The organism is Amycolatopsis sp. NPDC000009, assembly GCF_055563465.1.
The window spans coordinates 1-23,600 of sequence record NZ_JBVHDI010000017.1 but is presented as its reverse complement, the minus strand read 5'-3'; the positions used below and the strand labels follow the sequence as shown (position 1 = coordinate 23,600).

The window sequence follows — 23,600 nt, the reverse complement described above, 5'->3', positions numbered from 1 at the left end:
TTCTAAGTACCGCAATAGCTATTAACGCTGGCGCTTCGGATGGGGACTTCGCATGATTCACGGGGAGAAGATCAGCAGGAGAACCGATCGCGTCAGAGTCGCCGTGTACGCCCCGGACCTGCTGGCCGGGCTCGGCACGACGAGCATCCTCGGCGCCGACGAACGGCTGGACGTACTGCCCGACACCGACCTCGGAGCCGCCGAAGTCGTCGTGACGGTCGGGGATTCGATCGGCGACGGCGTTTTCGCTTTCCTGCGCCAGGTTCGCGCGGCGTCGTCACTCGCGACGCCGCCGAGATGCGTGATCGTCACCGACCATTTCCCGGTCCAGGTGCTGATGACGGCGATCGAATGCGGGATGGCCGCGTTGCTGCCGCGACGCGATCTCGACGGCGAGCACCTGGTGCGGACGATCCTCGCGGTCAGCCAGGGCGCGGGCGCGCTGCCGCCGCGCCTGCAGGGCAGCCTGCTGTCCCAGCTCGAACGGATCCAGGAAGACCTGCTGGTGCCCAACGGTTTGGCCCTCTCCGGCCTGTCCGACCGGGAACGGGAAGTCCTCCGTCTGCTGGCCGACGGCCATGGCACGGAAGAGATCGCGGCGAAACTCGCCTATTCGGAGAGCACGGTGAAGAACGTCCTCCACCGGGTGATGTCGCGGTACGGCCTGCACAACCGCACGCACGCCGTCGCCTTCGCGTTGCGCACCGGCTCGATCTGACTCAAGGTCGCTATCACCAAAGTCCGCCTGGGATCAACCGCAGCCGGAATCCTCGGTCACCGAAGCTGAACGCGGCCGAGCAACCGGTCGACCAACTCGGGAAGCGACTGCTCCTCCGGACCTTCCAGCCACAGCACGTTGCCCGTCCGCAGCGTGGCCAGGAAGGTCGCCGCGGTGAGCCTTGCCAGCTCCTGATCGAGGCCGTGCCCCCTGGCGAGCAGCACCGCGATCAAGTCGCGTTCGAGGGCGAACTGATCGCCCGCCTGCCGCGCGAGCAGCGACGGATGCCGCCGCAGCAGCCGTAACTGCGCCACCCACTCACGGTCGGGGACGGGGTGCGCCCGGTACAGCTCCCGACTCGCCGCCCGCAGCGCCTGCCAGGGCTTCTCGCCCGGCGGCCTGCCCTCGACGAGCGACACCAGCAGGCCGGTGCGCTCGCGGTCCGCGTGCAGGATCGCGTCCTCTTTGTTCGCGAAGTAGTTCGAGAACGTCCGCCGGGACACGCCCACCGCGTCGGCGATGTCCTCGACGGTCACGCCGTCCAGCCCGTGCTCCATCGCCAGCCGGAGCGCGGCCTCGTGCAGCGATTGCCGCGTCGCCGCCTTCTTGCGGGTTCGCAGCGTGTCGAGGGTGTCCACCAGGACAGCGTAGCGAGGGGAATAAAGTTCTCACTGTGCAAGTTTGCACAATGAGCAACATTGCCGCTCGAAAGGACGCCATGAAGACCGAGGGAACGACGGCGGAGGCACCGTCAGGGGCGATGGGGCATCGTCAGGTGCTCGAATCGCTGTCCGGTCTGCTGCTCGCGCTGCTCGTGGCGATGATCAGCTCGACGGTCGTGTCGACCGCCCTGCCGTTGATCATCGGCTCGCTGAACGGCACGCAGACGCAGTACACGTGGGTGGTCACGGCCACCCTGCTGGCGGCGACCGCCACCACTCCGATCTGGGGCAAACTCGCCGACCTGTTCAACAAGAAGACGCTGGTCCAGATCGCGATCGTGATCTTCGTGGTCGGTTCGACGATCAGCGGATTCAGCCAGAACACCGGGCAGCTGATCGCCGCCCGCGCGTTCCAGGGCATCGGCGTCGGCGGTCTTCAGGCGCTGGTCCAGGTCGTGATCGCGGCGATCATCCCGCCGCGGGAACGCGGCCGCTACAACGGGTACCTCGGCGCGGTCATGGCGGTCGCCACCGTCGGCGGGCCGCTGCTCGGCGGCCTGATCGTGGACGTGCCGTGGCTCGGCTGGCGCTGGTGCTTCTTCGTCGGTGTGCCGATCGCGGTCGCGGCGTTCATCGTGCTGCAGCGGACCTTGAAGCTGGAGACCGTGCGCCGGGAAGGCGTCCAGGTGGACTACCTCGGCGCGGGCCTGATCGCGGCGGGCGTGAGTGTCCTGCTGATCTGGGTCTCGTTCGTCGGCAACGCCTTCGACTGGCTGTCCTGGCAGACGGCCGTCATGGTGGTGGGCGGCGCCGTGCTCCTCACCGTCGCCGTGATGGTGGAACGGAAGGTCCGCGAACCCGTCGTCCCGTTGCACATCATCACCCAGCGCACCCCGGCACTGGCGATCATCGCGAGCCTCGCGGTCGGGATGGCGATGTTCGGCGGCGCGGTGTTCCTCGGCCAGTACTTCCAGGTCGGCCGCGGCTACTCCCCCACCGAAGCCGGACTGCTGACCATTCCGCTGATGGGCGGCGTGCTCGTCTCCTCGACCGTGTCCGGGCGCCTGATCAGCCGCACCGGACGGATGAAGCCGTACATCGTGGCGGGCACGATCACCCTCGTGCTCGGCTTCCTCGGGCTGGGCACCGTCGACCACGCGTCGCCACTGTGGCTGGTCGGAGTCGCGATGGCGATCGTCGGCATCGGTGTCGGCATGACGATGCAGAACCTCGTGCTCGCGGTGCAGAACACCGTGCCGTTGCGGGATCTCGGCGCGGCCAGCGCCTCGGTCACGTTCTTCCGGTCGCTCGGCGGCACCATCGGCGTCTCGGTGCTGGGCGCGGTGCTCGCGAACCGGGTCACCGCCGACCTGTCCACCGCGCTGCACGTGCCGGCGGGGAGTGCGTCGACGGGCAGCGTCAGCGCGCTGAACCTCAAGGCGCTGCCGCCGGAGATCCAGACGATCGTGCACACCGTGTACGGCGACGCGACCGCGCACATCTTCCTGATCTCCGCGGCGGTGGGTGTCGTCGGCGTGATCGCGGCCCTGCTGCTCAAACCGCTCACCCTGCGCACCACGCTCGACGTGGAGGCGCCGTCGGAAGCCCCGGTCGCGCGATGAACGGCGCCTTCGAGTCCACTGTGGAGCGTTTCGGCCCGCCCCGGCACCACCCGGGGCGGGCCATCCTGGCCGGGGTCGACGGCTCCGACACGGCGATGCGGGCGGCCGCCTTCGCCTTCGGCATGACACGGCGCGAGGGCGGCAGGCTGATCGTCGCCTTCGTCTGCCGTCCGGCGCTCGGTCCCGCCGTCGCGGCGACGATGGAACACGACACGGCGGTGCAGCTCCACGCGGAGATCCGCGAGCAGATCCGCGAGGCCGCCGAAGAACTGGAAGTGCCGGTCAGCTTCCTGAAGGCCTACGGCGATCCGTACACCGTGCTCCGTGACACCGCCGACCGCGGCAAGGTCGACACCGTCGTGGTCGGCGCCTCACAGCAGGCCGGTCACCGGTTCGCGGGGTCGGTCGCGACCAAGCTCATCAAGACCGGGCACTGGCCGGTGCTGGTCGTTCCCTGACGACCGGCCGCCGAGGAACGAGACGGCGCCCACCGCGGCGACGACGAGCGCGCAACCCGCCAGCTGCAGCGGGGTCGGCCACTGGCCGAGCAGGGCGGCACCGAACAGGATCGCGGCGGCGGGTTGCAGCATCAGCACGGCGGACCCGCCGCTCGCGGGCAGGGCGGACAGTGCCTTCCCGATCAGGAGCCAGCCGAGCACCTGACCGGTCACGGCCAGCACGAACAGCCACAGCAACGCCAAGACCGGCGGCGTGACGTCGAGGTTTCCGGCGAACAGGCCCGAAAGCCCGCCCACGCTCGCCGACGCCGCAGTCGCGGTGGCGAGCATCGTCGTGCGCCCGCCGCCGTCGGATCCGGCGCGGCGCAGCAGGATCAGGTAACCGGCGTAGGCGACTCCCGCCAGCACCGCCATGACGGTGCCGTACCAGGGATCGCTGCCCGCGGCACCGCCGTCCGCCAGCCCACCGGCCAGCGCGGTCCCCGCCAGCATCACCGGGATGGACAACCAGAACGCCCGCGGCGGCCGCTCTCCGAACCACAGCAGACCCGCCAGCGGGACGAGGACGACCTGGACGTTGACCAGCGCCGTGGCGACTCCCGCGCCGACGGAGAGGATCGCCTCGCTCCACAGCACCATGTCGACGCCGAGCAGGACACCGGCCAGCACGTGGCGCCGCCGCGCGGCCGGGGTGGGTCGCTGGCCCCGCTCCCGGGAACGCGCCAGGACCACGAGGATCGGCAACGCGAACAGGCAGCGGAAGAACGTCGCCGTCGTCGAGCTGACCCCGGACAGCGCGACGAGCGGGGCGGAGAGGGCGATCGCGAGGGCGCCGAGGACTCCCTGTGTCCTCGGATCGACGAAGAATCCGGTGTGCCGCATGCCTTCGATTCGATCGCACGGCGGCGGGCAGGACCAGCGAGATCCTCTTACCCCGAGGGTTAAGCTCGGCTAATGAGTGGCGATCTGTCCAATGTGGAACGGCTGCGGATGCTGCACGCGGTGTGGCGGCGGGGATCGCTCGCCGCGGCGGCCGAGGTGCTGCACGTGACGCCGTCGGCCATCTCCCAGCAGCTGACCAAACTGGAGCGGGAGGCGGGCACCGGGCTCCTCGTCCGGCACGGGCGCGGCGTGCGGCTCACCCCGGCGGGGCTACTGCTGGCGCAGCGCTCGGACCGGGTGCTCGCCGAACTCCGCGCCGCCCGCGCTGATCTGGACTCCCTCACCGGGGAGACGACCGGGGTGGTCGAGATCGGCGCCATTCCGTCCGGGGTGCACACGTTCATCGCGCCGGCGCTCACCGGCCTCGCCGTCCGCCACCCCGGTATCGAGGCGCGGCTGCACGAGGTCGAACCCGAAGTCGCCCTTCCCGCGCTGGCCGACGGTGTCTTCGACGTCGTGGTCGTCGAGAGCTGGGAGAACCTGCCGCTCACCCGCCCGCCCGCGACCCGCTGGACCGAACTGCGCGACGACTCGGCGATGATCGTGCTCCCGGCGGGACACCCGCTGGCCGGCGCGGATTCGGTGCGCGCCGAAGACCTCGCGGACGAGATCTGGGTCGCCTGGGCCCGGCCCACCCTGGCGAACGCCTGGCTCCGCCAGACGCTGCGGGAACGCGGGATCGAACCGATCGTGCGGCATACGGTCAGCGGATTCGGGACGCAGTTCGCCGTCGTCGCCGGGCTCGGCGCCGTCACGCTGGTGCCGGGTATGGCCACCACGATCGCGCCGCCGACGGTGGTGTGCGCGCCGCTCGAACCGGTGCTGCACCGGCAGCTCTACGCGGTGCAGCCGCACGGGGAAACGCGGCCCGCGGTCGCGGAGTGCGTCACGGCCCTGGTGGAGGCGGCGAGGTCTTGGGGCTCGTGAGTGGTAAGGACGGTTAGAACCGTCCTTACCACTCACGAGGTCAGGCAGCCCCGGGGTTCTGCTGGGTGCTGGGCTTGGCCCGGCGGGTTGCGAAAGCCACTTTCGCAACGTTGAAGGTTGCGAAAGTGGCTTTCGCAACGTCGGCCGTGGCCGGGCCCGGTACCGTCCTTACCACTCACGACGGGGATCAGCGGCCGCAGAGCGCGTGGTCGATCACCCGGTCCAGCGGGTTCCCCCGCGGCGGTTCGGCGCCGGGGTTGTACGGCGTGAGCGTGTTCAGCGAAACCATCACGCTGCGCTTGCCGTCCTCGGTCACGCCGTTGCCCGTCAGGTAGCCGGGCAGCGCGCCACCGTGGCCCCAGTGATCACCACAGGAAACGGTCGACTTGACCAGGCCGAGCCCGTACGCGCCGAGCCCCGGCGCGGGCACGGTCTTCTTCATCTCGGCCAGCATCGACGGCGGGAGCACCTTGCCACCCAGCAGTGCCCGCAGGAACTTGTTGCCGTCCTCGGTGGTGCTGTTGATCGACCCGTCCGCTCCCCCGCCCATCGACGGATTCATCAGTGTCACGTCCACCCGCCGCCCGAGCCGCGGCGGATTCGAGCCTTCGACGACGAACCGGTCGTACCCTCGCGCGTGCGGGGCCGGGATGAACGGCGACGTGTACGGCAGCGTGGTCTCACGCAGGCCCAGCGGGCGGACGATCCGGTCGATGATCTCCTGCTGCCAGTCCCGCCCGGTCACCTTCTCGGTCACCATCCCGGCGAGGACGTAGTTGGTGTTGGAGTAGCCCCAGCTCGTCCCGGGCGCGAACACCGGCGGTTTGCCGACCGCCAGTTTCACCGCGTCGGACGCGCTGAGTTCGTCGAACCGGTGCCGCAGGAAACCCTTCTCGGTGAAGAGATCGAGTTCCGCCATGTAGTCGTGCAACCCGCTGGTGTGCTGTAGTAGCTGCCGGACGGTGATGGCTTTGCCGTCGTTGCCGTTCCCGCGCACCACCCCCGGAAGCCACCGGTCCACGGTGTCCTCCAGGGAAAGCCGTCCCTCGCCGACGAGCTGGAGCATCGTCGCGGACAGGAACGTCTTGCTGAAACTCGCGATCCGGAAATGCCCGTCCCACGGCACCGGCGTCCGGGTGCGCAGATCGCCGTGGCCGCTGCGCACCTTGACACTGCCCTTGGCCGTGCTGACCTCCACGAGCACGCCGGGCGAACCGTTCGCCACGAGCGTGTCGGCGTCGCGCTGGAGTGTCCGCTGAAGCTGTGGCGTCGCGGACGCGACGGCCGGGGAAACGAGCGTAGCCGCGCAGACGGCGGCGATGACCATTGAAGTTCGTTTCATACCGGCAAAACTACGAAGCAACGGCGCACCCCGGCATCGGCTTGAAGGACGACACCGCCTCCCTCCCCGGTAGCAATTCCGGGACAGGGTGGTCTCAGGGTTTCAGGTCCATCCGGAGGAATTCGGTGACCCGCAGCAGTTTCGGCGGACGGGTCACGCCGTCGGGGAATTCGTCCGCCCCGACGAGCCGCGGTCCGGTGAGGTCCACTTCCCGTCCGTCGATCCGGAGCCGTGCTTCCCCCGCGGTCAGGATGTTGCGCACCCAGTCCGCTTCCGGGCCGTACACCGGGACGAACAGGTAGCCGCCGTCGACGGGATGCGCGTCGAGCGGCGTCTGATGGGTCTTTCCCGAGGTGCGGCCGACGTGGATCAGCACCGGAGACTTCCCGCCGGCGATCGCACGGGGGTTGAACACCCGCTTGTTGATGTGGCCCCACCATCTCGGCATCGGCATCGCTCTCTCCTCTCGATGGCCTTACACCTGTAAGGTTGGCTTACACCTGTAAGGTTGTCAATGTGCCGCCTCGTCGATCACTCACCAGGGACCGCGTACTGAAAGCCGCGATCGAAGTCGCCGACCGCGGCGGCGTGGAGGCGATGACGATGCGCCGGGTCGCGCAGCACCTCGGCGTGGAGGCCATGTCGCTGTACCACCACGTACCGAACAAGGACGCGATCCTCGACGGCGTCGTCGACGCGGTGTTCGCGGCGATCGAGCTGCCGGACCCCGGCACCGGCGATTGGCGTGAGGCGATCCGCGCGCGTGCTTCGTCCGCACGGACGGTCCTGTCGCGGCACAGCTGGGCGCTGGGCCTCATGGACTCCCGGCGGAATCCAGGGCCGGCGACGTTACGCCACCACGACGCCGTCCTCGGCGTTCTCCGGCGGGCGGGATTCACGCTCCCGATGGCGGTGCACGCCGTCTCGCTCATCGACAGCTACATCGGCGGATTCGTGCTGCAGGAGTCGAACCTTCCGTTGAGCGAAGAGGTCCCGGCGGTCGCCGACGACATCCTGGACAACCTGCCGCGGGACGAGTTCCCCTATCTGGCCGAGGTGATCACCGAGCACGCCCAGCGGCCGGGCTACGACCACACGAAGGAATTCGCCTACGGCCTCGACCTCATCCTGGAAGGACTCGAAGCGCGCAGGAAGTGACTCACGGCAGCACGAGGGCGAGCCGCGCCACCGGCGGCAGCGGCGACCGGTCCGGCACGGCCCGGAACGCGTGGATCACGAGCGCGGCGAACCGGCGGGACGCCGCCACCTGCGCGGCCGCCGAAGCGGCCTGGATCCCGTTGTTGGCCATGAGCATGAGGATCAGGTCGTCGAGGACGAAATCGGGGCGCAGCTTCCCGGTGTCCTTGGCCCGGCCCGCCAGTTCGGCGATCGCCTTGAGCGCGTGGTCGCGATCCGCGGTGAAGTCGACCGCCTTGGGGAACGCCGAGACGAAAGCCGCCGTGAAGCCCCGGTCGCGCGAATGCAGCTCGCAGATCTTCTCGATCACGGAACAGAAACCGCGCCACGGATCCGGATCGGCGAGCCCCTCTTCGACGACCACGTGGCAGGTGCGCATCTGCTCGGCGAACGCCTCCGTCGCCAGGATCTCCTTGGTCGGGAAGTGGCGGTACAGCGTGGCGGGGCCGACTCCGGCGCGGCGCGCGACTTCCCGCAGCGGCACGTTCAGGCCCTCGGTGGCGAACAGCACGCGAGCCGCTTCGAGGATGCGTTCACGGTTGTCCACGGCGTCGGAACGCGGGATCCGAGGCAAATGGTCGGTCACCGCTCTCACTTTAGCCAAAACGGACGGGGGCGTCCGTTAACGTCCGCCGGAACCAGTGATCGACGACCAGGAGACGAAATGCGCGCAGTCGAGATCCGGACGTTCGGCGCCCCCGAAGGCCTCGCCGTGATCGACGTCCCCTCCCCCGTTCCCGCCGAAGGTGAAGTACTGATCACCGTGGAGGCGATCGGTGTCGGCGGCGTCGACACCGTGATCCGCCGCGGTGCTCTCGCTGGTTTCGGCTTCCAGGAAGGATTCATCCCCGGCAACGAGGTGGCCGGTGCCGTCACGGCGGTCGGCGGCGGCGTCGATCCGGCCTTGACCGGCCGGCGGGTCTGGACGTTCACCGGCGAGGGCGGCGGCTACGTCGGACAAGTGGCCGTCCCGGCGGACAGGATCCTCCCCCTTCCCGACGACCTGTCCGCCACCGACGCGGTGGCCATCGGGACTTCCGGCATGGTCGCCCATTTCGCGCTCGCCCACGCTCATTTCGTGCCGGGCGAATCGGTGCTGGTACGCGGGGCGGCGGGCAGCATCGGGATCATGGCGGTGCAGCTCGCGGCACACGGCGGCGCGAGCGCGGTGGCGGTCACGACGTCCTCGGCCGAACGCGGCGAGCGCCTGCGCGAACTGGGGGCGACCCACGTCCTCGACCGGTCCGGCGAGGGGGACGGGCCGTCGGGTTTCGACGTCATCGTCGACATCGTGTCCGGTGTGGACATGCCGTCGTTCTTCGACCGGCTGAATCCGAACGGCCGCATGGTCCTCGTCGGCGTCGTCGCGGGCATGCCTCCGGCGGACTTCGGCGCGAAGCTGATGGCGAACTTCCGGAAGTCCTTGTCGTTCGTGGCCTTCAGCGCGGACTCGATCCCCGAACCGGATCGGCGGGCGGTGAGCGCGGAGCACTTCGGCGCGGCGGCGCGCGGCGAACTGCGTCCGGTGGTGCACGAGGTGCTGCCGCTGGAGGAAGCCGTTCTGGCGCACCGGAAGATGGACGACGGCGAAGTGTTCGGCAGGATCGTGCTGACGCCGTAGCCAGGTCCATTGTGGAGTGCCGCGTCACCCGGTCAGTGCGAGTTTCCCCCATCGCGTGCGCAGTCGCACTAGGCTGCCCACTCGTGCCCGATCCGATGCCCGAAGGACCCGGTTTCACGGCGGTCGACCTGCGGCCGCTCTCCGGCGGCGAGGGCACCGGCGCCTACGGCGTGAACGACGCCGGGATGATCGTGGGCGAGTCGGGGTCGAGGCCGGCGCGCTGGGACCGCGACGGGCATCCCACTCCGTTGTCTCTCCTCGACGGCTGCTCCGGCGGACGGGCGGTCGACGTCAACGACGCGGGCGTCATGGCCGGTTCACTTCTCGCCGGCGAGCACCTCCGGCCCGTGTGCTGGCGGCCCGACGGCCGGGTACGCGCGCTCGAACTCCCCGACGGGGCGCTCTCCGGCACGGCGTGCCGGGTGAACGCGCGCGGGTCGATCCTGGGGAACGCGATGTGGCCGGGCCATCGCTGGCGGGCGCTGCGCTGGGCACCCGGCGGAGAAACCGTCGAACTCGCCACCCTGCCCGGGGGCGACGAGACGCAAGGACAGGACCTGAACGGGCTGGACGAGGTCGTCGGATCGGCCAGGAACGGCTCCGGCGTCCGCACCGCGGTGCGCTGGACGTCCTCGGGGAAGATCAGCACCCTGCCCCCGCCTCGCCGCGCGACGGCCTGCGGGATCACCGACTCCGGCGCCATCCTCGGCGACGGGGTCGTGTGGAACCGCGACGGAGGCACCGTCCTGCTGACCGGGGAACCGGAGTTCTCCGCGGGGCAGGTCGTCCGGATCACCGGGCGGGGTGTCGCGATCGGCTGGGGCCTGACGCCGGACCGGCGCGGCATCGGCGCGCGCTGGGATCGCGACGGACGGCCCACCGTGCTCCGGCCCCTGCCCTCGGACGCCGCCAGTACGTGTTTCGACATCGACGAGGCCGGGACCGTCGTCGGCGAGTCCGTGAGCGAGGGAACGGTGCGGCCGGTGGGATGGGACGCGGACGCGACGCCCTTCCCGCTCCCGTCACCTCCCGGTGTCACGGCGATCGTGGCCCAGCACATCAACGCGACCGGCACCGTCATCATCGGTTACGGCTTCGCCGCGGACAGCTCCGCCTACCGCGGGATCGTCTGGCACCGTTCGTGAAATCGCCCGGTCAGGCCGTCGCGCGGTCGATCGCGCGGCGCATCGCCTCGTCGAGCGGAGTCCCGAGGCGGAGGGCCGTCCGCCCGGCGGCGAAGACCGACCCGGTGGCGGCACCGACCAGCGCCGCGGCGTCGACCTCGTCGATCTCGCCCGCACAGGCTTGGCACAGCGCGGCCGAAAGCCGCTCCTGAGCGTCGAAGGCCCGTTGCAGCATCGTCGCGCGCAACGACGGCACCGACGTGATCAGGTCCAGCCGGATCCGCTCGGGCTCGGCGGCCGGATCGCGGAGCCCCGCCCCCGCCTCGGCGAGCATCCCGAGCATCGCGCGCCGAAGAAGCGCGGCCGGTGGCTCGCCGGCCTCACGCGCGGCGAGCACGTCCAGGCCCACGCGCAGGATGTGTTCGCCGTCGCCGGTGAGGAGCAGGTCTTCCTTCGTCGCGAAGTGGTTGAAGAACGTCGCGGTGGACACCTCGGCGGCCGCGGCGATCTCGGCGGTGGTCGTCCGGTCGTAGCCCTGCCGTGCGAAAAGCCGGTACGCCGTCTCGATCAACACCTTCCGGGTGCGCCATTTCTTCCGTTCCCGCAAACCCACCGGCTCGGTCATGAGAGCAGCATACTGGATCAACAGCAAAATTAGAGCTACTCTAATTTTAGAGTCGATCCAACCAAGGAGACCCCATGATCCTCGACGCGTTCCTCGACCGGCTGGAGTACCGCGAGCCCGTCCGGCCGGATCCGGCCACGCTCCGGAACCTGCACCGGGCATGGCGGCTGCGAGTGCCCTACGAGAACCTCGACCTCCAGCTCGGCAGGACGATCCAGCTCGACCAGGAAGCCTTGATCGACAAGTTCACCCGCCGTCGCCGCGGCGGCCTCTGCTACGAGATGAACGGCGCGCTCGCCCTTCTGTTGCGGGCGGCGGGATTCGAGGTGACCGTCGTGGAGGGCGCCGTCCTGCGCTCGACCCGCGGCGAAGGCCAATGGGGCAACCACATCGCCCTGCTGATCGACGTCGAAGGGGAGACCTGGCTCGCCGACACCGGGATCGGCGACGCGTTCCTCGAACCCCTCCCCGTGCGGGAAGGCACGTACCGGCAAGGAGAACTGCCGTTCCGGATCGAGCGCCTCGACGACGGCACCTGGCGGATGCATCACCATCCGGGTGGCACGGTCGACTCCTGCGACTACCGCACCAAGCCCCGCGAGGTCACCGAATTCGCCGACCGGGCCGAGATGAGGTCCCCGGACTCCCCGTTCGCCAAGGTGCTGGTGGCACAACATCATCGTGATGGCCGCGAACTGGCTCTTCGGGCGCGCACGCTCAAACGCGGCGACGGCGACCGCCACACCCTGGCCTCTCTCGACGAGTTCGCCGAGACGCTGCGCGAGTTCCGTATTCCGGTGGAGGACATCGGTACCGGCGAACTGGCCGCCCTCTGGGCCAAGACCGAAGAGCAGCACGAGGCCTGGCTGTCCATGGCCTCTCGCCACACATGACCTCGCCCCATCATGTAGAGTGAACAATTGTTCATTCAAAAAGCCGATGGGGGCGGTCAGTGCCACGTAAACCCGAGCAGTACGAGGCGATGCGCACCGCCACCCGGGCGAGTGTGCAGACGGCGGCGGTGCGGATCTTCGCTCGTCGCGGGTTCGCGGCGACGAACATGCGCGAGATCGCCCATGAGGCGGGGATCAGCCCCGGCTCGATCTACCGGCACTATGCGACCAAGAAGGAGCTTTTCGACGAGCTGCTCGGCCAGGCGGCCGCGGGCCTCGACGCGGCCGTCCGGACCCTCACGGGCGATGGGGATCCCGTTCTGCTGCTTCGGGACTTCGCGGCGCGTTTTCTGGCCGACCTGTCCACCGGCGGTGCGGAAGCGGAGTTCTTCATGGTGATCAACCAGGGGTTCACGGCCGACGAGCCACCCGGCACGGTCGAGCGTCTCACGCGCGAGCATCGGGCGCTGTGGCGAGCGACGACCGCCCTCATCGAGCGTGGCCAACGTAAAGGGCAGTTCGCCGACGGCGAACCTGCCGAGCTGACAGCGTGCTACTTCGCCACGCTCACGGGACTCGCGACACTGCGGGTCACGCTGGCGGACGAGCTGCCCCTGCCCGGCGCCGATCTGGTGCTGCGGCCACTCACAGGAGGACGGACCGATGATCGACGTCAAACGCGGTGACCAGCTCGGAGAGCACTACCGGAGACGGATCACCGAGGTCCTCGTCCGCGGGTTCGCCGAGGATTTCTCCTTCTTCTCCGAGGATCCGGAGCGGCTCGCCGACAGTTTCGAGCACATGATGCTGCTGGAGCGGTTCTACGTCGCCCTCTGCGACGGCGAGCCCGCTGCCGTCGCTTCGCTGACCGAGGGCGATCAGGAGTGCTTCGCTCCTCGGTGGCGTGAGATCCGGCGGCACCTCGGACCGGTCCACGGCACGATCAGCCACCTGGTGCTCCGGAGCCAGTTCCTGGGCGCGCCCGAGGACGCCGAGAAGGGACTCGCCGAGATCGGCTTCGTCACCACCGCGCCCGCATACCAGGGTCGGGGTATGGCCACGGCGCTGATGCGACACCTGCTGGCGCTGCCCCGATATGACACGTACGTGCTCCGGGACATCAAGGACACCAACAGCCCGGCCCTGGGCCTGTACGCCAAGTTCGGGTTCGGCGAGTACCGGCGCCGGCCCGTCCGGTTCGCCGAGCGCGCCGGATTCACCGACTATGTCTCGCTGAAGCTCGTCCAGGGAGGGCCGAGTTGATCTACGGGGATTGAATCCGCCCGTCCGGGGTATGCCCTGACCATGGAAGTCGACGCCGTGGTGATCGGATCGGGGCCGAACGGCCTGGTCGCGGCCAATCTCCTGGCCGACGCCGGCTGGGAGACCCTGGTCATCGAAGCCACGGCCGAACCCGGCGGCGCGGTACGGACCGAGGAACTCACCGCGCCGGGTTTCCGCAACGACGTCTACAGCGCCTTCTACCCGCTCGGCGCGGCGTCGCCGGTGCTCGCCGGGCTGGACCTCGAAGACCACGGCCTGCGGTGGCGGCACGCGCCGGCGGTGCTGGCGCATGTGCTGCCCGACGACCGGTACGTCCTGCAGTCCCGAGATCTCGACCGTACGGCCCGTTCCGTGGCGGAGTTCGACGAGCGGGACGCGGACAACCTGCGGGCCGAACACGCGAACTGGCGGCGCCTGCGCGAACCGCTGCTCGACGCGATCGTGCGCCCCTTCCCGCCGGTGCGGTCGGGGGCGCGACTGTTCAAGACGCTCGGCACCGCGGAATCACTCCGGCTGGCGAGGATGCTGACCTTGACCGCCCGCGGCCTCGGCAAGGAGAAGTTCGCCGGAGAGGGCGCCCGTCTGCTGCTCGCGGGCAACGCCATGCACACCGACCTCGGCCCCGACCAGGCCGGGAGCGGCGTCTTCGGCTGGCTGCTGACCATGCTCGGTCAGGACGTCGGATTCCCGGTGCCGGAAGGCGGGGCGGGCCGTCTGACCGACGCGCTGGTGAACCGCCTGTCCGCCAAGGGCGGGGAGATCGTCTGCGGTACCCCGGTCACCGAAGTGACGCTCTCGGATGGCCGGGCGGTGGGTGTCCGGGACGCGGACGGACGACCGGTGCGTGCCCGCCGGGCCGTGCTCGCCGACGTCCCCGCTCCCGTGCTCTACCGGGATCTGGTCGGTGCCGGGCACCTTCCCGCGCGGCTGGTGTCCGATCTGGACCGGTTCGTCTGGGACGACGCCACGATCAAGGTGGACTGGGCGCTGTCCTCGCCCATTCCGTGGAGCGCCGCCGAAGTCGGCGAAGCGGGCACCGTCCACATCGGAGCGAACCTCGACGGCCTCGCCGGAATCGCCAACGATCTGGCTTGCGGACGGGTGCCCCGTGACCCGTTCCTGCTGCTCGGGCAGATGACCACGGCGGATCCGACCCGCTCCCCCGCCGGGACCGAATCGGCCTGGGCCTACACACATGTGCCGAGGGGTGAGCCCTGGTCCGCTTCCCGGTTGCGCCGCCACGCCGACCGGATGGAAGAGATCATCGAGAAGCACGCGCCCGGCTTCCGCGGCCTGATCGCGGGCCGGGCGATCGCCGGGCCCGCCGAACTGGAGGAAGGGAACCACAGTCTGGTGGAAGGTTCGATCAACGCCGGGACCGCGGCCATCCAGCAGCAACTCTTCTTCCGGCCTGTTCCGGGTCTCGGCCGGGCGGACACCCCGATCGACCGGCTCTTCCTGGCGTCCGCGTCGGCGCATCCCGGTGGCGCGGTGCACGGCGCGCCCGGATCGAACGCCGCCAGGGCGGCGCTGGCCAGGGACGGCTGGGCCGGTCCCGTCTATCGCGCGACGATGCGTGCCGCGCACCGCGCGGTCTACCGATGAGGATCGTCGTCACCGGAGCGAGCGGGAACATCGGGACCGCCTTGCTCCGGGCACTGGCCGGAGCCGGTCACGACGTGCTCGGAGTGGCACGCCGGCGCCCCGACACGACCGCCGCGCCCTACTCGTCGGCCCGTTGGGTCCAGCAGGACATCGGCGCGAACGACGCCTGGCCGCGGCTGATCGAGACCTTCGACGGCGCCGACGCCGTGGTGCATCTCGCCTGGGCGATCCATCCGCGCGCCGACGATCCGGCGATGCGCCGGACCAACCTGGCGGGCAGCGCGAACGTCCTGCGCGCGGCCGCCGACGCCGGGGTGAAGCACATCGTGTGCGCGTCCTCGGTCGCCGCCTACACCCCGGCGGGCCGGTGGGACGAGGTCGACGAGGAATGGCCCTGCGGCGGGCTCCCCGAAAGCGCCTACAGCGCGGGAAAGGCCGCCTTCGAGTCCAAATTGAACGAATTCTGCCGTGATCACCCGGAGATCGGGTTGGCGCGGATCCGTCCGTGCGGTGTCGTGCAGCCGGACGCCGCGGCCGAATTCTCGAGCTGGCTGCTCAGCCCGCTGGTGCCGCCGTTGCCGCTCGGCGGCAATTGGCTGCCGGTGCCGTTATGGCCGGGGCTGCGGATGCAGGTGGTGCACTCGGACGACGTCGCGCAAGCGCTCCGGGCGATCCTCGACCGTCGTGCGACCGGTGCGTTCAACCTCGCCGGCGAGCCCGTCCTCGACAGCCGCGCCCTCGCCGCGCTGGCCGGCGGGTTCCGGGTGCCCGTACCGCTGAGACTGCTGACCGGACTGGCCTGGCCGAGCTGGCGGCTCGGCCTGCAGCCACTGCATCCGTCCTGGCTGCGGCTCGCCGATCGAGCGTCCCTTGTGGACACCCGGCGCGCACGGGAGGAACTCGGCTGGCGGCCTCGCCACGACGCGGCGGCCACGATCGAGGAACTGCTCGCCGCCATCCGCTCCGGGCGACGGGGAAACAGCCGTCCGCTCGACCCGCCGCGCGCCCGGATCCGGCTCGGACGGCCGAGCCACCAGGATCAGTCCGCCGGTTGAGCGGCCTCGCGGCCCTTGGCGAGATCCGCGAGACGTCGCAGGGATTCCCGGTTCCGCGGCACCAGGAAAAGCGCCTGCGCGGCCTCCGGCAGCAGCCGCCCCGGCCCCTTGGTCGCCTGCTCGGACATCAGGATCTCCGTGGTCCCCGGCATGGTTTCCCGCAGCTCCAACCGGATCCGCGCGGTGCCGAACGGCCAGGCCCGCGCGTCGAGTTCGAGCAGCCTCGGCGGATCGGCGACGTGCACCTTGGTGACGTCGTCGAGCAGGAGGGGCCAGGATCCGACACAGTGGTGGATCCGCGTTCCGCGCGCCGGCCAGCCCGCGTCGACGTCACGGATGTGGGACGCCCCCACGACCCAGGCCCCGTAGGTCCAGCCGTCGGCCAGCACCTCGAACACACGCTCGGGAGAAGCGTCTACCGTCATCTTCACGTCGACCATGAACCCATCCGCCCTGGATACCCGGCCGGCTCGTTCCGGCTCGCCTCACCGGGCCGGATACCCCGCGGCGGCAAGGGCAAACCCGTGCCGACGGCGAGTTCAGTCGCGCCAGCGGTTGTTGAGGAAGGCGTCGTCCTCGTCGTCCGCCGGTGCCGGCCGTGCGCGGGGAGCACGACGGGGCGTGTCCCGCCCCGCGCGGGCAGGCGGCTCCGAAGCGAACGGAGCCGCCATGTCCACGGGATCGTCTTCGAACGCCGACGCCGCGCCCGGCTGCGCGTGCGACCGGTCGGTGCTCCAACCGGACTTCGTCTTGCGCTGCCCCAGCTCCCGCCGGTGCTCGACGTACCGCTGGGCGGTCGCGACCTGCTTGGTCATGAACTCCTGCGAGCTCGCCTTGATCTCGTCGGCGCGTTTGTCCCGCAGCGCCCGGCGCTCCGACTGCTCGCGGACCAGGCCGTCCAGGGTCGCCTTCATGGTGGCGGTGTCATCGGCGCTCATCTGTTCTCCCCTGCCCCGGCTCACCGCTTGCGGGTGACCGACTGATCCTCATCGTCCAGCAGCGAACCGGTGATCCGGCCGGTGGGTTCGTTGATCCGGTCGAACACCTCGCCCTCGATCCGGTACGCGCGGTTGGTCCGTTCCTGATCTCCGCCCTGGCCGCCACCTCCGCCGGCACCCATGCCCATCGGCGGCATCGCACCGCCGCCGAACGACTGGCCCGACGGGCTGCCCATCGGAGCGGACGGGGCACCCGCGGCCACAGGCTGCGGCTGTTGTGTCCCACCGCCACCGGTGTGCACGCCTTCGCTGAGCGACTGGCCCGTCGCGGGGCTCGCGGTTTCGAAGGGCATCGACGGCGCCGAGGCGCCGCCACCACCACCGCCACCGAAGCCACCACCACCGCCGGTGTCACCGGCGCGGATCCCGTCGGGGACGGTCCCGCCGCCGCCGTGGTGCGGGGTGAACGCCGGTTTGGAGTCGGGCTGCGCCGTCCCGCTGACGGGAGTCGCCGGATGCGACGGCTTGTCGGCGGAGGGCTTGTCCTCGCCGAGGGTGTACGTGGTCGGCTTGCCGGTGCCGTCGTCGACCGTGACGACCGTCGGCCCGGACGGGCCGTCGGGACGTTCGGCGGTGATCTTCACATCGCCGTCCTGGATGTGGATCTTGCCGTCCGGCCCTGGCCGATGGACGCCGTCCTTGTCCGGCTTCCCGTCGTCCGAACCCCCGTCGTTCGAACCCGGTGTGGAGCCCAGCTTGGACTCGTCGCCGTCACCGGTCCAGTCGAGCTTGAAGTCCTTGACGGGCCCGGAACCGTCCCCGACCTTGATCTCCATCTCGCCGTCTTTGTCCGGCTCGGTCATCTCGAAGGTCGTGTCACCCTGCTTGACCTTGAGGGTCTCGCGCTCGCTGTCCTCGGCCTTGTCACCGGTCAGCTTGTCGCCGCCTTCGCCGGACAGCTCGTCGTCGAGCTTGTCCAAGGCGTCCGACGCCTTCTTCTTCGCCTCGTCCGCGGACTTCTCGCCGTCCTTCGAGTCTCCGTCCTTGGAGTCTGCGTCGCCCGTGCCGCCAGGGGCGTCGCCCAGTTTGTCCAGCGCGTCGGAAGCCTGCTTTTTCGCCTCTTCACCGGCTTTCTCGGCCGCTGCCTTGGCTTCGGCCGCGGCGTCGGTGTTACCACCGCCGCCAGGCCCGCCGCCCGGGCTCGAACCGCCCGGCCCGGAACCGCCGGAACCACCGAGATCGGCACCGGCCGGACCGTCGCCCAGCTTGCCCAGCGCCTCGGACGCCTGCTTCTTCGCGTTCTCGGCCGCCGCGGCGGCCTGCTTCTTCGCCTCTTCGGCCGCGGCCTTCTGCTCGTCGCCGTTCGACGGCGGCGGGGCCGAGCCCGAGGGCGACGTCTGATCCTTGTTCGCGTCCGGCCCGCCACCGGAGCCGCCCGGCGATCCCGAGCCACTCTCGGGAATCTTCACGTCCGGGACCGGTGGGGGTTTGACGTCGCCCGCCGGACCGGAACCACCGCCACCGGGACCACTGCCGGAGCCGCCGGGACCACTGCCGGAGCCGCCCTCGGGGCCGCCACCGCCCGGACCACCGCCGGTGCCGCCGGTGAAGTCCGGGCCCTTGCCCGAACCGCCCGGTCCACCGGTCCCCGAGCCGCCGGGGCCACCTCCCGGACCACCCTGGCCACCGGTGAAGTCCGGACCCTTGCCACCGCCGGGACCGCCGCCCGTGCCACCAGGGCCGCCGGGACCGCCACCCGTGCCGCCGGCGCCACCGGCACCCGCGCCCTCGAACTCGTTCTTGACCTTGCCCATGACCTTGTCGAGCTCGTCGTAGGCCTGGTTGACGAAGTCCTTGGTTTCCTTGCAGGACTTGGCGAATCCCTCGTAGATGATGGTCCACATCTCGGGGATGAACTGGTTCTGGATCCACTGCTTGGCGAGGTCCTGGCCCGCCTTCTTGAACTCGTCGTCGTCGCAGCAGCCGTCGTTGTTCAGCTGCTGGACCAGGTTGGAGCCGAAGTTGACGTCCATCCAGCCCGCGATCGCGCCGAGGTCCTCCTTGCCGCTCTTCTCGCCGGCGGCGATGGCGATGACCTTCTGCGCCATCGCGAAGTCCGCCTTGCCGACGATCTCCTTGTACAGGTCGACGACCGTGTCGGCCTTGCCCTTGCACAGCTTGAACACCGTCGCGGTGGTGTGCAACGTCGCTTCGCTCGCGGTGTCCAGTGTCTGCGAGAGTTTCTTGGCCTTGGGGAGGATCTTCTCGTTGTAGTTGTCCGACGAGGCGTCCGCGGCCTTCCCGGTCCACGTCCCGTAAAGCGTGTTCAGCTGGGAACCGGTATCGTCGATGGCCTTCTGCACGGTCTTCGAACCGGTCTTGAAGTGCGCGGCGTCGTCGACGAAGTTCTTGAAGCTGATCCCGCGCTGCTCGTCGAACGGCTTCTGGATGTCCTTGTCGAAATCGAGCGCGCGAGAGGTTCCACGGCAGTCTTCCGGAACCTTCGCCAGCAGCGAGCCGAACGTCTGGAACACCTTGAGCGCGGGCGCGGCGGCGTCGAAGATCTCGTCCGACGTCTTGGTCCCGGCGCCCTCCGCGGTGGGTTCCTTCACTCCGTCGAGCTTCTTGTTGCCTTCGTCGACGGCCTTCGTCTCTTCGTTCTGGGTGAAGCTGGCCTGATCTCCGGCCTTCTTCGCCTCGTCGTAGACCTTGCCGACGTCGTCCGAGGCGAAGAACGGCATGGCGTTGTAGGAAGCCGCATACTTCGCGGCTTCCTTGCGCTTCTCTTTGATCTCCTCCGGCTCCTGGTCCGCCGACCACGGCGGAGGCGCCGGATGCGTCCGCATCCACGAGCCGATGAGCTTGGTCTTCTGCTCGGCGGGAACGGCCGGGTCGTCGAGAACGGCTTTGACGTCGGTCCAGGTGGTTTCGTCGGCCACTAGCGCATCCCCGTCTCGATGATCTTGTTCTTCTGCTCGTCCTCGTTGGTGCCGTAAGAGGTGGCCGCGGTACCGAGGTTCGTGCCGAACGAGCCGAGCGTGGTGCTGTACCCCTGGACCGACGCCCACAACGCCGCCACGCCGTCGGTGTACTTCTTCGCGTGGTCGCCGTGCGCCTGGCCGAAGCCCGCCGCGTTCACCGGTGTGCTCGACAGATCCGGGTTGTCTTCGAGCAACTGTTCCGTCAGCTTTCCGATGTTCTTCGACGCCGATGAAAGCGCATCGGTCGCCGCGGTGAAGCCCCCGCTCATTCTTTTCAGCGCCTTTCGTCGGATCCGTCGGCCTTGTCGCCGAGTGCCTCTGCGAGCACTTCGGCCACCGACCCGATGTCGGTGAACCGGTCCAGCAGGTCCAGATCAATCCTCACGTCGTGGTGGATCTCCAGCGCCGACAGGAGTTTTATCCGTCCCTTGGAGTCGATACCCAGCTCTTCGAGCGGCGCGTCGGACTCGATTTCGGCGGGATCAAGCCGAAAAGTCTCACTGACGACCTTCACGACCTCCGCGCGGTGATCACCCACGGGGCCGACTATAACGCGCCTTCGCCGCCGCCCGCGCGACCTTGCCACTGGAAGTGCGCGGAAGGTCACCGGAGGGAACCAGACGGACCGATCGAAGCGTCAGATCATGTTCCCGTGAAACCGCGCGCAATACCACTCTCGTCACTTCTTTGACATCCGCCTCGGCATTCTTTGCCCATTCGGCTACCAACATCGCCCCTTCTCCCCTTTCATCGGTGACACCGAATGCGGCGACGCGGTCGCGGCGGATCGATGGATGGGCCTCACCCGCCACCGCCTCGATGTCCTGCGGGTGGAAGTTGCGGCCGTCGATGACGATGAGATCCTTGAGCCTGCCGGTGATGTAGAGGTCTCCGCGGTGGACCACACCGAGGTCACCGGTGCGCAGCCAGCCGGCGGCGCCGTCCAGTTCGCCGCCGAACGCGGCGGCGTCGCCACGGCCCCAGTACCCCGCCGCGACGTTCGGCCCGTGGATCCAGATCTCCCCGGCGAGGCCGTCGGGCTGCGCCACCCCGTCCCGGACGATCCGGACCCGTTGACCGAGCGGACGGCCGACCGACACGAGTTCCTGACCTTCCGGCACCTCGATCGCCCTGCCCTGCGCGAGAGCTTCGCGGTCGAACACCGCGCCACGCGGTCCTTCCGCGCCCGCGCTCGCGACGTACACGGTGGCCTCGGCCAGGCCATAGGAGGGACGGTGGGCCTCGGCACGGAATCCGTGCGGGCCGAAGGCCTCCAGGAAGCGCTTGACCGTGTCCGGCCGCACCGGCTCGGCGCCGTTCAGCGCGACCCGGACGTCGGAGAGGTCGAGATCGTCCCCCATTTGCCCGGCCGCTTCGACGGCGAGATCGAACGCGAAATTCGGCGCGGCGGTGAACACGGCCGGGTGATCGGCGAGCTGACGCAGCCATCTCACCGGACGGTGCACGAATTCGGCGGGCGACATGAACACCGATCGCGCTCCCGCGTGGACCGGCAGGCACAGCAGCTGGATCAGGCCCATGTCATGGAAGAACGGGATCCAGCCGGCGCAGGTCGTGCCCTCGTCGACGGCGTAGGCCCGGCTCGCCTGCCAGCAGGCGGCGGCGACCGCCCGGTGCGGGATCACGGCACCGGCGGGCTCCCGGGTCGACCCGGACGTGTACTGCAGGTACGCGGGGCTTTCCGGTGCGACCGGGAGCGGATCGGCCCCTGGCCCCGAAAGTTCGTCGACCACGATCAGGTGGTCCGGCGTGCCCGCTTCGCGCACCTTCGCCGCGGCGGACGAAGAGGTCAGCCAAATCCGTGCGCCGCTGTCCTCCAGCACACCGGCGAGCCTGGCCCGCTGGGAAGGGCTGCCCGGAGCCATCAACGGCACGGCGACCAGCCCGGCGGCGAGCGCTCCGAAGAACGCCAACGGGTAGTTCAGGTCCTGACCGGTGAGCACGGCGGCACGATCACCCGGCCGTGAGACCTGGCGCAGCACGCCCGCGACCACTCGCACACGCGAAACGAACTCCGTCCACGTGACCGTGCTGTCCACACCGGCGCCGTGGTCCTGGTGCGTGAACAGCGGGCGCGGGTCGGCTTCGCGAGCGAACAACCGCTCCACGATCGAGGTGCGCAGCACCTGCTCCGGCACATCCTCCGGCGACGCGGTCATATCCGGCAACGTACTGGAACCGCCGCAAGGCCGCTCGGACGGCTCGGGCCCGTGCCGATGTTAGTCCTAAGTAGACGATCGAGGGCCGGAATTCGCTCTTGTGAATTCCGGACAGAAGACCGGACATTCCTCGCCCTTTCACCGACCCCGGCCGCACACTCGGCGGGCAGTGTGTTTCTTTCCCCCGGCCTTGGAGGACTAGACCATGCGTCGAAGAATCGCCCTGGCAGTCGGCGGCGCCGCCGTCCTGACCGCGAGTCTCACATCCGCCGCCCTCGCCCCGGTCGCGCAGGCTTCCCCCGGATTGATCGCCGCCATGCAGCGGGACCTGGGGCTCTCCGCCGCGCAGGTCTCGGCCAGGCTCACCCAGGAGATGACCGCGTCGCGGGTGCTGCCCGCCGCCCAGCAGGCCGCCGGCGCGGCGTTCGGCGGCGCCTGGTTCGATCCGGCGCGCGGCGAACTCGTCGTCGGGGTGACCGACCCCGCCGTCGCCCCCGCCGTCCGGAAGGCGGGCGCCGAGCCCACCGCGGTCGCGATCAGCGCGGCCCGGCTCGACGCGGCCAAGGCCGAAATCGACCTGTCGGCCAAGACCGAGCCCGCCCCCGCCGCGGTCAGCGGCTGGCGCGCCGACCCGCGCAGCGGCAGCGTCGTGGTGGCGGTGCGGCCGGGCGGGCACGGTTCGGACGTCGACGACTTCCTGGCCAGGGCGAGGAAATCCGGTCCGGTCACGGTGGTCACCGCGCCCAAGGCCGAACCGTTCGCGGCGGGCACCGTCGGCGGCGACCCGTACTACATCAACGGGAACACCCGCTGCTCCATCGGATTCTCCGTCCACGGCGGCTTCGTCAGCGCGGGCCACTGCGGCGGCACCGGCAGCTCCGTCGTCGGCTGGGACGGCTCGGCGATGGGCAACTTCGCCGGTTCTTCCTTCCCCGGCAACGACTACGCCTTCATCCGGATCGGCAACGGCTGGTGGACCGCACCGGTCGTCCTCGGCTGGGGCACCGTCAGCGACGCGCTCGTCCGCGGCTCGTGGGTCGCGCCGGTCGGCACCTCGGTGTGCCGGTCCGGTTCGACGACGCACTGGCACTGCGGCACCGTGCTGGGGCACAACGAGACGGTCAACTACGCGCAGGGCGCGGTGCACCAGATGACCCGCACCAACGTCTGCGCGGAACCCGGTGATTCCGGCGGTTCCTTCATCACCGGTGACCAGGCGCAGGGAGTCACCTCCGGCGGCTGGGGCAACTGCCGGTCCGGCGGTGAGACCTGGTTCCAGCCGGTGAACGAGATCCTGCAGAACTACGGCTTGTCCCTCGTCACCGCCTGATCGCGCGTGAAGGCCCCCTTCCCCTTGGGTTCTAGTGGTGGTTGCAACACCTGGCTTGTTCAGGGGTTGTGTTGTTCGAGATCCGTGGAGATCGGT

At 69.8% G+C, this 23,600-nt stretch carries 25 protein-coding genes; 13 read left to right on the top strand and 12 right to left on the bottom strand.

Annotated elements, in window-relative coordinates:
• Window positions 1–52: 52 nt before the first annotated feature.
• Window positions 53–718, top strand: coding sequence for a helix-turn-helix transcriptional regulator (locus ACZ3HL_RS33040; protein WP_465412823.1), 666 nt, complete (start codon window positions 53–55; stop codon window positions 716–718).
• Between the two features lie 56 nt (window positions 719–774).
• Here ACZ3HL_RS33040 and ACZ3HL_RS33035 read toward each other — a convergent pair whose 3' ends face one another.
• On the bottom strand, window positions 775–1,356 hold the full coding sequence (locus ACZ3HL_RS33035) for a TetR/AcrR family transcriptional regulator (protein ID WP_465535277.1): 582 nt from the start codon (window positions 1,354–1,356) through the stop codon (window positions 775–777).
• Window positions 1,357–1,436: 80 nt separating this feature from the next.
• Between ACZ3HL_RS33035 and ACZ3HL_RS33030 the strand changes: the two genes are divergently transcribed.
• Together ACZ3HL_RS33030 and ACZ3HL_RS33025 are read left to right on the top strand one after the other, a co-directional pair.
• Window positions 1,437–3,002, top strand: a complete 1,566-nt coding sequence (locus ACZ3HL_RS33030; RefSeq protein WP_465535276.1) for an MDR family MFS transporter — start codon at window positions 1,437–1,439, stop codon at window positions 3,000–3,002.
• Window positions 2,999–3,460, top strand: a complete 462-nt coding sequence (locus ACZ3HL_RS33025; RefSeq protein ID WP_465412820.1) for a universal stress protein — start codon at window positions 2,999–3,001, stop codon at window positions 3,458–3,460. The genes ACZ3HL_RS33030 and ACZ3HL_RS33025 overlap by 4 nt, the downstream gene beginning before the upstream one ends.
• Here ACZ3HL_RS33025 and ACZ3HL_RS33020 read toward each other — a convergent pair.
• Entirely contained in the window at window positions 3,374–4,342 is a 969-nt protein-coding gene (locus ACZ3HL_RS33020) for a DMT family transporter (protein ID WP_465535275.1), read from the bottom strand. The two genes, ACZ3HL_RS33025 and ACZ3HL_RS33020, sit on opposite strands and share 87 nt — an antisense overlap.
• A gap of 72 nt (window positions 4,343–4,414) precedes the next feature.
• On the opposite strand from ACZ3HL_RS33020, the gene ACZ3HL_RS33015 reads away from it, so the two are divergent.
• Entirely contained in the window at window positions 4,415–5,329 is a 915-nt protein-coding gene (locus tag ACZ3HL_RS33015) for a LysR family transcriptional regulator (protein WP_465412818.1), read from the top strand.
• A gap of 187 nt (window positions 5,330–5,516) precedes the next feature.
• Here the strand turns inward: ACZ3HL_RS33015 and ACZ3HL_RS33010 are convergent, their stop codons facing one another.
• A complete protein-coding gene (locus ACZ3HL_RS33010; RefSeq protein ID WP_465535274.1) occupies window positions 5,517–6,671 on the bottom strand; it encodes a serine hydrolase domain-containing protein in 1,155 nt (384 codons plus the stop codon).
• 94 nt (window positions 6,672–6,765) lie between these two features.
• On the bottom strand, window positions 6,766–7,125 hold the full coding sequence (locus tag ACZ3HL_RS33005; RefSeq protein ID WP_465412816.1) for a nitroreductase/quinone reductase family protein: 360 nt from the start codon (window positions 7,123–7,125) through the stop codon (window positions 6,766–6,768).
• Window positions 7,126–7,187: 62 nt separating this feature from the next.
• Here ACZ3HL_RS33005 and ACZ3HL_RS33000 point away from each other — a divergent pair, with 62 nt between their 5' ends.
• A complete protein-coding gene (locus tag ACZ3HL_RS33000; RefSeq protein ID WP_465535273.1) occupies window positions 7,188–7,829 on the top strand; it encodes a TetR/AcrR family transcriptional regulator in 642 nt (213 codons plus the stop codon).
• A 1-nt stretch (window position 7,830) separates the two neighbouring features.
• Here ACZ3HL_RS33000 and ACZ3HL_RS32995 read toward each other — a convergent pair whose 3' ends face one another.
• Window positions 7,831–8,454 carry a TetR/AcrR family transcriptional regulator gene (locus ACZ3HL_RS32995; protein ID WP_465535272.1) on the bottom strand — a complete coding sequence of 208 codons (624 nt, stop codon included), beginning with the start codon at window positions 8,452–8,454 and terminating at the stop codon, window positions 7,831–7,833.
• A 78-nt stretch (window positions 8,455–8,532) separates the two neighbouring features.
• Here ACZ3HL_RS32995 and ACZ3HL_RS32990 point away from each other — a divergent pair, with 78 nt between their 5' ends.
• Complete coding sequence (locus ACZ3HL_RS32990; protein WP_465535271.1) at window positions 8,533–9,489, top strand: zinc-dependent alcohol dehydrogenase family protein; 957 nt, start codon at window positions 8,533–8,535, stop codon at window positions 9,487–9,489.
• A gap of 83 nt (window positions 9,490–9,572) precedes the next feature.
• Complete coding sequence (locus ACZ3HL_RS32985) at window positions 9,573–10,634, top strand: hypothetical protein (RefSeq protein ID WP_465535270.1); 1,062 nt, start codon at window positions 9,573–9,575, stop codon at window positions 10,632–10,634.
• Window positions 10,635–10,644: 10 nt separating this feature from the next.
• On the opposite strand, the gene ACZ3HL_RS32980 is transcribed toward ACZ3HL_RS32985, so the two are convergent.
• Window positions 10,645–11,238, bottom strand: coding sequence for a TetR/AcrR family transcriptional regulator (locus ACZ3HL_RS32980; RefSeq protein ID WP_465412811.1), 594 nt, complete (start codon window positions 11,236–11,238; stop codon window positions 10,645–10,647).
• Window positions 11,239–11,312: 74 nt separating this feature from the next.
• Here ACZ3HL_RS32980 and ACZ3HL_RS32975 point away from each other — a divergent pair, with 74 nt between their 5' ends.
• The 5 genes from ACZ3HL_RS32975 to ACZ3HL_RS32955 are packed head-to-tail and all read left to right on the top strand — an operon-like array spanning window position 11,313 to window position 16,075.
• Window positions 11,313–12,131 (top strand): arylamine N-acetyltransferase family protein, encoded by an 819-nt coding sequence (locus tag ACZ3HL_RS32975; protein WP_465535269.1) that lies wholly within the window; start codon window positions 11,313–11,315, stop codon window positions 12,129–12,131.
• A gap of 59 nt (window positions 12,132–12,190) precedes the next feature.
• Window positions 12,191–12,817, top strand: a complete 627-nt coding sequence (locus tag ACZ3HL_RS32970; RefSeq protein ID WP_465412809.1) for a TetR/AcrR family transcriptional regulator — start codon at window positions 12,191–12,193, stop codon at window positions 12,815–12,817.
• Window positions 12,795–13,394, top strand: coding sequence for a GNAT family N-acetyltransferase (locus ACZ3HL_RS32965; RefSeq protein WP_465535268.1), 600 nt, complete (start codon window positions 12,795–12,797; stop codon window positions 13,392–13,394). The genes ACZ3HL_RS32970 and ACZ3HL_RS32965 overlap by 23 nt, the downstream gene beginning before the upstream one ends.
• A 42-nt stretch (window positions 13,395–13,436) precedes the next feature.
• Window positions 13,437–15,020: a phytoene desaturase family protein gene (locus tag ACZ3HL_RS32960; RefSeq protein ID WP_465535267.1), complete on the top strand. Its 1,584-nt coding sequence runs from the start codon at window positions 13,437–13,439 to the stop codon at window positions 15,018–15,020.
• Window positions 15,017–16,075, top strand: coding sequence for an NAD-dependent epimerase/dehydratase family protein (locus ACZ3HL_RS32955; protein ID WP_465535266.1), 1,059 nt, complete (start codon window positions 15,017–15,019; stop codon window positions 16,073–16,075). Before ACZ3HL_RS32960 ends, ACZ3HL_RS32955 begins: the two co-directional genes overlap by 4 nt.
• Here the strand turns inward: ACZ3HL_RS32955 and ACZ3HL_RS32950 are convergent.
• The 6 genes from ACZ3HL_RS32950 to ACZ3HL_RS32925 all read right to left on the bottom strand — a co-directional run bounded on the left by ACZ3HL_RS32950 (window position 16,060) and on the right by ACZ3HL_RS32925 (window position 22,174).
• Window positions 16,060–16,515: an SRPBCC family protein gene (locus tag ACZ3HL_RS32950; RefSeq protein ID WP_465412805.1), complete on the bottom strand. Its 456-nt coding sequence runs from the start codon at window positions 16,513–16,515 to the stop codon at window positions 16,060–16,062. The genes ACZ3HL_RS32955 and ACZ3HL_RS32950 overlap by 16 nt on opposite strands.
• Window positions 16,516–16,614: 99 nt before the next feature.
• Window positions 16,615–17,013, bottom strand: a complete 399-nt coding sequence (locus tag ACZ3HL_RS32945) for a hypothetical protein (protein ID WP_465412804.1) — start codon at window positions 17,011–17,013, stop codon at window positions 16,615–16,617.
• Window positions 17,014–17,033: 20 nt separating this feature from the next.
• Window positions 17,034–19,952, bottom strand: coding sequence for a WXG100 family type VII secretion target (locus tag ACZ3HL_RS32940; protein WP_465535265.1), 2,919 nt, complete (start codon window positions 19,950–19,952; stop codon window positions 17,034–17,036).
• Window positions 19,952–20,263, bottom strand: a complete 312-nt coding sequence (locus ACZ3HL_RS32935; RefSeq protein ID WP_465412802.1) for a hypothetical protein — start codon at window positions 20,261–20,263, stop codon at window positions 19,952–19,954. Before ACZ3HL_RS32935 ends, ACZ3HL_RS32940 begins: the two co-directional genes overlap by 1 nt.
• 5 nt (window positions 20,264–20,268) lie before the next feature.
• On the bottom strand, window positions 20,269–20,532 hold the full coding sequence (locus ACZ3HL_RS32930) for an acyl carrier protein (protein WP_465412801.1): 264 nt from the start codon (window positions 20,530–20,532) through the stop codon (window positions 20,269–20,271).
• On the bottom strand, window positions 20,525–22,174 hold the full coding sequence (locus ACZ3HL_RS32925; protein ID WP_465535264.1) for a fatty acyl-AMP ligase: 1,650 nt from the start codon (window positions 22,172–22,174) through the stop codon (window positions 20,525–20,527). The genes ACZ3HL_RS32930 and ACZ3HL_RS32925 overlap by 8 nt, the downstream gene beginning before the upstream one ends.
• Before the next feature lie 205 nt (window positions 22,175–22,379).
• On the opposite strand from ACZ3HL_RS32925, the gene ACZ3HL_RS32920 reads away from it, so the two are divergent.
• Window positions 22,380–23,504: a S1 family peptidase gene (locus ACZ3HL_RS32920; protein ID WP_465535263.1), complete on the top strand. Its 1,125-nt coding sequence runs from the start codon at window positions 22,380–22,382 to the stop codon at window positions 23,502–23,504.
• Window positions 23,505–23,600 lie beyond the last annotated feature (96 nt).